General features: G+C 64.6%; 7 protein-coding genes. 6 read left to right on the forward strand and 1 reads right to left on the reverse strand.

What is annotated here, in order from left to right; all coding sequences use genetic code 11:
• On the reverse strand, positions 1-835 hold an 835-nt coding region (locus WCB02_RS12195), incomplete at its 3' end, for a phytoene desaturase family protein (protein WP_423958470.1).
• A 99-nt stretch (positions 836-934) separates the two neighbouring features.
• Between WCB02_RS12195 and WCB02_RS12200 the strand changes: the two genes are divergently transcribed.
• The 6 genes from WCB02_RS12200 to bchZ all read left to right on the forward strand — a co-directional run.
• Entirely contained in the window at positions 935-1801 is an 867-nt protein-coding gene (locus WCB02_RS12200) for a polyprenyl synthetase family protein (RefSeq protein WP_423958471.1), read from the forward strand.
• 131 nt (positions 1802-1932) lie between these two features.
• Entirely contained in the window at positions 1933-3027 is a 1095-nt protein-coding gene (locus tag WCB02_RS12205; protein WP_423958472.1) for a methyltransferase, read from the forward strand.
• A 77-nt stretch (positions 3028-3104) separates the two neighbouring features.
• The gene (gene bchC / locus WCB02_RS12210; protein WP_423958473.1) at positions 3105-4046 is read left to right on the forward strand and encodes a chlorophyll synthesis pathway protein BchC; all 942 of its coding nucleotides are present in this window, start codon (positions 3105-3107) and stop codon (positions 4044-4046) included.
• Positions 4043-5038, forward strand: a complete 996-nt coding sequence (locus WCB02_RS12215; RefSeq protein WP_423958474.1) for a chlorophyllide a reductase iron protein subunit X — start codon at positions 4043-4045, stop codon at positions 5036-5038. The genes bchC and WCB02_RS12215 overlap by 4 nt, the downstream gene beginning before the upstream one ends.
• Positions 5039-5062: 24 nt before the next feature.
• Positions 5063-6676: a chlorophyllide a reductase subunit Y gene (bchY, locus tag WCB02_RS12220; RefSeq protein WP_423958475.1), complete on the forward strand. Its 1614-nt coding sequence runs from the start codon at positions 5063-5065 to the stop codon at positions 6674-6676.
• Positions 6676-7965 (forward strand): chlorophyllide a reductase subunit Z (bchZ, locus tag WCB02_RS12225; protein WP_423958476.1); only part of this gene is annotated, 1290 nt, incomplete at its 3' end. The genes bchY and bchZ, both read left to right, overlap by 1 nt.

Genomic DNA, 7965 nt, shown 5'->3' on the forward strand with positions numbered 1-7965 from the left:
TGATCACAGCGTCGGCTTCAATGTGTTCGCCGTTCGAAAGTCTGACGCCGCCGGCGCGCCCCTTTTGGATGAGAACCTCGGCGACGTCTTGGTCGTATCGAATCCCCGCACCCAGAGCCTTTGCTGAATCGGCGAGTGCGCGGGCAAGGCCTTGCATGCCGCCGTCGATGCTCCAGACGCCTTCGCGCTCGACATGGGCGACCAGCATCAATGTCGCCGGCGCCTTGAACGGCGAGGAGCCGCAATAGGTGGCGTAGCGTCCGAACAGCTGGCGCAGCCGGGGATCGTGAAAATATCGCGACAGGGCCGACCACATCGATGCGAACGGTTTGATCTGATGCAGTTGCGTCAGTCCGCGAAAGCCGCCAGTGCCGATCAATCCGCTGATGCTGGGTTGCGGCGCGCGCAGGAATGATTTTTCGAGCAAGTCGTAGATCCGCCGGGTGTCGCGGCAGAAGCTCTGGTCGCGCGCGGCCTCCGCGGCGCCGGCGAAATCCCCGATCGCATCGACCGCGCGGTCCTGGTCGGCAAACAGATCCAGCCGGGCGTTTTCGTCCCAGGCATGACGCGCGAGAATCTCGAGCGGACGCAAACGCACATGGTCGGCAAAATGCTTGCCGGCGGCTGCGAACAATTCGTCGAATACCCAGCGCATGGTGAAGACGGTGGGTCCGCTGTCGATCCGGGCATCGCCGATGGCGATCTGCCGCATCTTGCCGCCAGGGGCTGCGCCCCGTTCGAGCAGCGTGACGTCGAGGCCGCGTGCTGCGAGTGCGAAGGCTGCAACCAGCCCCGCCACGCCCGCGCCGACGACCACCACACGATCTCTGGGCATCAGCGATGCTCCGTGATCCTCGATTGACAACTGTCCATATTTATTTACACTCCAAATGACAAGATAAATTGACATGTGCGCCAACCCAGGGAGCGAGCCATGGATGTCAGCAGCCGGATCGAGCGGGCCCTGAACGAGGCGGTTGCTCTGGCAGAAATTCCGGGTTGTCCGCCCCGGCTCGCCGAAGCCATGCGCTATGCGGTATTTCCCAAGGGGGCGCGTATTCGGCCGCGGCTTTGTCACAGCGTCGCAGCCGCATGCGGGGAGGACCATCCGATTGCGACCGAGGCCGCCGCCGCAGCGCTCGAGCTGCTGCACTGTGCCTCGCTCGTGCATGACGATCTGCCCTGCTTCGATGCGGCGGAGACGCGGCGCGGGCGCCCCTCGGTCCACAAGGCATTTGGCGAGCCGCTCGCTGTGCTGACCGGGGATGCGCTGATCGTGCTCGCGTTCCAGACGCTGGCGCGGATCGAGGGCAAACCGGAGCGGCTCGCCGCGCTCACGCTGACGATTGCGCAATCGGTCGGCGTGCCCGCGGGCATCGTTGCCGGCCAGGCCTGGGAATGCGAATCGCAGATTGACCTTGCGCACTATCATCGTGCCAAGACCGGCGCGTTGTTTGCAGCCGCGACAGTCGCAGGTGCGGCGTCGGCCGGCGCCGACGCCGCACCGTGGCGCATGGTGGGGGAGAAGCTCGGTGAGGCCTATCAGGTCGCCGACGATATTCGCGATGCCGCGGCCGACGAAGACGAAATCGGCAAGCCGGTGGGACGTGATCTCGCACTGGGCCGTCCGAGCGCGGTGATCGAGCTTGGCCTCGATGGCGCGCTGAACCTGCTGCATCAACTGGTGGGGGGCGCGATCGATGCGATACCGCCGTGCGCGCATGGCGCCGAGTTGCGTTCGCTGATGCTGTCGGAAGCCAAGCGATTGGTGCCTGCAAAGCTTGCGCGAGCCGCAGCGTAGCCGTCATGGCCACCTTCGCGCATCGCGGAATGGCCAGCGAAGCATCCGATGAGCGGCGTGCAGACGAGGATGATCAAACCTCGGCCATCGGTGGCTCGTCCCGATTGTCATTGCTGGACCGCTTGCTGGGAATGCGCGATTCCATCCTGTCAAATCCTGGTTTCCAGCGATTTGCAGGCGCTTTTGCGCTGACCCGGCCGATCGCGCGGCGGCGGGCCGCGGATTTGTTCGATCTCTGCGCCGGCTTTGTCTATTCGCAAGTTCTGCTCGCCTGCGTCCAGCTCCGGCTGTTCGATCAACTGGCGGCGGGGCCGCTTTGCGCGAGCGAACTTTCTTCCCGTCTGTCATTGCCGCAAGAGACGACCGTGCTGCTGCTCGATGCGGCGGTATCGCTCAAATTGCTGCAGCGTCGGAGCGATGGGCGCTATGGCCTTGGCTCGCGCGGCGCAGCCTTGATGGGCAATCCCGGCGTGATCGCCATGATCGAGCATCACGCGATGCTCTACGGCGACCTGCAGGATCCAGTCGCGCTGTTGCGCGGCGACGCCGGGGCAGGCCAACTCGCGGGTTACTGGCCCTATGCGGGTAACAGTCAGCCGGCCCGTCTGTCCCATGGAGCGATTGCACCGTACACCGCGCTGATGGCGGCATCGCAGCCGATGATCGCGCAGCAGGTGCTGTCGGCCTATTCGTTCAGGCGCCATCGCTGCCTGCTCGACATCGGAGGCGGCGATGGCGCGTTCATTGCGGCGGTCGCGGCCCAAGCCCCGAAGCTGCGCTGCTTGCTGTTCGATCTTCCCGCCGTCGCCGACCAGGCCAGCGGCAGGTTCCGTGACGCCGGGCTGTCGCCCCGGGCGGTCGCCATCGGCGGCAGCTTTCTCACCGATCGGCTGCCGGACGGCGCCGATATCGTTTCCCTGGTGCGGGTGCTTCACGACCATGGCGACGCCCGTGTGATGACCTTGCTGCGCGCGATCCATCGGGCGCTCCCGGGCAGGGGAATGCTGTTGATCGCCGAACCCCTGGCCGGTATCCGCGGCTGCGAGCCGATCGGCGACGCGTATTTCGCCGTCTACCTTCGGGCGATGGGCAGCGGGCGGCCCCGACGCTTCGAGCGGCTGCGCGACATGCTCACGGAAGCCGGATTCGTCGATATCGCGCTGCGACCGGCGGCAATGCCGATGCTGGCCAGTGTCATCACAGCCCGCAAAAATTATGTTAATTAAACTTGACAGTCATGACTGTAAGTTTATCGTTACAGGCGCGGAGTCACATTCCGTGCCGTTCAAGATCGGAGTGGGCGATGGAAACCATCGCAGTGGTACTGAAGCAGCCGGAGCAGGTCGAGCTCAGCCGGCTGGCTTTGACCCGGCCGACCGCAGATGACGTCGTCGTCGATGTCGAATGGAGTGGGGTGTCGACCGGCACCGAGCGGCTGCTGTGGTCGGGTCGCATGCCGCCCTTTCCGGGAATGGGATATCCGCTCGTTCCCGGTTACGAGTCGGTCGGGCGCGTGGTGGAAGCGGGATCGTCCTCTGGCCTCCATGCCGGGCAGCGCGTGTTCGTTCCCGGTGCGAAATGTTTCGGCGACGTGCGCGGACTGTTCGGTGCGTCGGCATCGCGTCTGGTGGTGCCGGTCAAGCGCGTGGTGCCGCTTGATCAAAATCTCGGCGATCGCGGAATCCTGCTGGCGCTGGCGGCGACGGCCTACCACGCCATATCGGCGCGAGGCGCGACCGCGCCGAACTGCATCGTCGGCCATGGCGTTCTCGGTCGGCTGCTTGCGCGGCTATCGATCGCCGTCGGAAATGATCCGCCCGTGGTATGGGAGAAAAATCCGGCCCGCGTCGGCGGAGCGGTCGGTTACGGTGTGCTCGATCCCGAGCACGACACGTGCCGCAATTACGGCAGCATCTACGACGTCAGCGGTGATTGCAATCTCCTGGATTCGCTGATCGGCCGCCTGGCGCCGGGCGGCGAAATCGTACTGGCCGGCTTCTACGGCGAGCCGCTGTCGTTTGCATTTCCGCCGGCCTTCATGCGCGAGGCGCGCATGCGCGTTGCCGCCGAATGGCAACCAGCCGATCTGATCGCCACCAAGGCACTGATCGAAGCCGGACGCCTGTCGCTCGATGGCCTGATCACCCATCATCACGACGTCCGGGAGGCGGCCGATGCCTATCGTACGGCCTTCGAGGATGCCGCCTGTCTCAAGATGGTTTTGAACTGGAGTTCCCTCTCATGAATGTCGTGCCTCAAATCAGCATGATGGACGCGCTGCGGGCCGAAGCTGCGATCGAGCCGGAAGCGCCGGTGACGGCACCGGTCGCCAAGGAGACCCAGATCATCGCGATCTACGGCAAGGGCGGCATCGGCAAGAGCTTCACGCTCGCCAATCTGTCCTACATGATGGCGCAGCAGGGCAAGAGGGTGCTGCTGATCGGCTGCGATCCCAAGAGCGACACAACCTCGCTGTTGTTCGGGGGCCGCGCCTGCCCGACCATCATCGAGACATCGTCGAAAAAGAAGCTCGCTGGCGAGGAAGTCAAGATCGGCGACGTCTGTTTCAAGCGCGACGGCGTGTTCGCCATGGAGTTGGGTGGCCCGGAAGTCGGCCGCGGCTGCGGCGGCCGCGGCATCATTCACGGCTTCGAACTCCTGGAGAAGCTCGGCTTCCATGAGTGGGGCTTCGACTACGTGCTGCTCGATTTCCTGGGCGACGTGGTCTGCGGCGGGTTCGGACTGCCGATCGCGCGCGACATGTGTCAGAAGGTCATCGTCGTGGGCTCGAACGATCTGCAGTCGCTTTACGTCGCCAACAATGTCTGCTCGGCAGTGGAATATTTCCGCAAGCTCGGCGGCAACGTCGGCGTTGCCGGCATGGTCATCAACAAGGATGACGGCACCGGCGAAGCCGCAGCATTCGCGCAGAGCGTCGGCATTCCCGTGCTCGCGGCGATCCCGGCCGACGACGATATCCGCAAGAAAAGCGCGAACTACGAAATCATCGGCCTGCCGGGCGGGCAGTGGTCTCGGCTGTTCGAGGAACTCGCCGGCAATGTCGCGCTGGCGCCCCCAGTCCGTCCTGCGCCCCTGACGCAGGACGGTCTGCTCGGCCTGTTCAAGAGCGAAGTCGTCGGCCGCGGCGTGGTTCTGGAACCCGCCACCATGCAGGACATGTGCGGCAGGTCCGTCGTCGACAAGCCGTCGCTCGAAGTCGTTTACGACGTCGCGTGATAGCAGCCTGGTGCGGAGGGCGACATGAATGTGATCCTGCCTCGATATGCCGGTGCGATAGCCGAGTCTGTCGTGAACGATCCGGCTGAGGCGGACGGCGCCATCGAGTCCGCGGCTCGCGCTGGCGCGCCGCCCGCCATCGACCATGCTGCGACCTCAGGCGATGGCCACCGCTGTCATGCCGGCGCCGCCGCGCTGAAGGCGGCGGCCTTGTCTTCCGGCAAGAGTGACATCCTCGACCGCTACGCCGCCGACTATCCGAAAGGGCCACACGATCAGCCGCAAAGCATGTGTCCGGCTTTCGGTTCGCTGCGCGTCGGCTTGCGGATGCGCCGCACCGCGACGATTCTGTCGGGCTCGGCCTGCTGCGTCTATGGCCTGACTTTCACCTCGCATTTCTACGGCGCGCGGCGAACGGTGGGTTATGTCCCCTTCAATTCCGAGACGTTGGTGACTGGCAAGCTGTTTGAGGACATCCGCGAGGCCGTATTCAAGCTCGCCGATCCCGCGCTCTACGATGCCATCATCATCACCAATCTCTGCGTTCCGACGGCGTCTGGCGTACCGCTCGATCTGCTGCCCGACGAAATCAACGGGGTGCGGATCATCGGCATCGACGTGCCGGGCTTTGGTGTGCCCACGCATGCCGAGGCCAAGGACGTGCTCGCAGCCGCAATGCTCGAATATGCCCGCAAGGAAATCGAGCACGGGCCGGTGCAGGCGCCGCGTGGCGGCCGGAACCAGCAGCCGACGGTCACATTGCTTGGCGAGATGTTCCCAGCCGATCCCGTCGGCATCGGCATGATGCTGGAGGCGCTGGGGCTCGCGGCGGGCCCGGTGGTGCCGACCCGGGAATGGCGCGAACTCTACGCGGCACTCGATTGTTCGGTGGTTGCCGCCATTCACCCGTTTTACACGGCAAGCTGCCGTCAGTTCGATCTCGCCGGCCGCAAGATCGTCGGTTCGGCGCCGGTCGGCCATGACGGCACCGAAGCCTGGCTCGAGCGGATCGGCGCGGCCTGCAACGTCGACCGCAACAGGATCGATGACGCCAAAAGCCGTTTCCTGCCGCTGATCAAGGCCGCACTGGCCGCAAAGCCGGTGCGCGCAAGGATCACCGTCTCGGGCTATGAAGGCTCGGAACTGCTGGTTGCCCGTCTCCTGATCGAAAGCGGCGCCGAGGTGCCCTATGTCGGCACCGCCTGTCCGCGCACGCCATGGTCGGAAGCGGATTGCGAATGGCTTCAGGCGCGAGGTACCCGCGTTCAATATCGCGCCTCGCTTGAGATGGACCTGGCCGCGGTCGACGAGTTTAGGCCCAACCTTGCAATCGGCACCACGCCGGTGGTGCAAAAAGCAAAGCAGCTGGCGATCCCGGCGCTGTATTTCACCAACCTGATTTCGGCGCGTCCGCTGTTCGGCGTGGCCGGCGCGGGCTCGTTGGCGCAGGTCGTCAATGCGGCGCTCGCCAATCAGGGCCGCTTCGACGAGATGAAGGATTTCTTTGGCGACGTCGGCGACGGCCACGCCGCCGGAATTTGGGAGGATACGCCAAAAGAAAACGGCGCCTTCCGGGAGAAATACAGAAAGCAGATCGAGGCCCAGGCCAGAAAACGCAAAGCCGAGGAGATGATCTGATGCTCGTCCTCGACCATGATCGCGCCGGCGGATATTGGGGAGCCGTCTATGCCTTCACCGCGGTGAAGGGCATGCAGGTCATCATCGATGGCCCGGTCGGGTGCGAGAATCTGCCGGTCACGTCGGTGTTGCATTACACCGACGCGTTGCCGCCGCACGAACTGCCGATCGTGGTGACCGGTCTCGGCGAGGAGGAACTGGGGCAGACCGGCACCGAGGCTGCCATGAAGCGCGCGCATCGCGTGCTTGATCCGTATCTGCCGGCTGTCGTGGTCACCGGTTCGATCGCAGAAATGATCGGCGGCGGCGTGACTCCCGAAGGCACCAATATCAAGCGCTTCCTGCCGCGCACCATCGACGAGGATCAGTGGCAAAGCGCCGACCGGGCCATCGTATGGCTCTGGAAGGAATACGGCCCCAAGAAAATACCGGAGCGCAAACCTCGCGCTGGCGACGTCAAGCCGCGGGTCAACATCATCGGGCCGATCTACGGCACCTTCAACATGCCGTCCGATCTCGCCGAGATCCGCCGCCTGATTGAAGGCATCGGGGCCGACGTCAACATGGTGTTTCCGCTCGGCAGCCACCTAGCCGACATCCCAAAGCTCGTCAACGCGGACGTCAATGTCTGCATGTACCGCGAGTTCGGCCGCATGCTGTGCGAGGCCCTGGAGCGCCCCTATCTCCAGGCGCCGATCGGACTGCACAGCACGACGAAATTCCTGCGCACGCTTGGTGAATTGCTCGGCCTCGATCCGGAACCGTTCATCGAGCGCGAGAAGCACACCACAATCAAGCCGCTGTGGGATCTCTGGCGTTCGGTGACGCAGGACTTCTTCGGCACCGCCAGCTTTGCCATCGTCGCCAATGAAACCTATGCGCGCGGCGTGCGGCATTTCCTGCAGAACGAAATGGGCCTGCCTTGCACATTCTGCTTTGCGCGCAGGGCTGGCGTCAAACCCGACAACGACGCCGTGCGCGCGGCGGTGCGGGAGAAGCCGCCGCTGATCATGTTCGGCAGCTACAACGAGCGCATGTACCTCGCCGAGACCGGCGGCCGCGCGATCTACGTTCCGGCCTCGTTTCCGGGCGCGGTGATCCGCCGCCACACCGGCACGCCCTTCATGGGCTATTCCGGCGCGACCTATCTGGTGCAGGAAGTCTGCAACGCGCTGTTCGACGCACTTTTCAACATTTTGCCGCTCGCCGCCGATCTCGACCGCATCGATCCGACTCCGGCGCGGCGGCATGAGGACGTCGTGTGGAGCGACGAGGCCAAGGCATTGCTC

This window comes from Bradyrhizobium sp. (assembly GCF_049581145.1).
GTDB lineage: Bacteria > Pseudomonadota > Alphaproteobacteria > Rhizobiales > Xanthobacteraceae > Bradyrhizobium.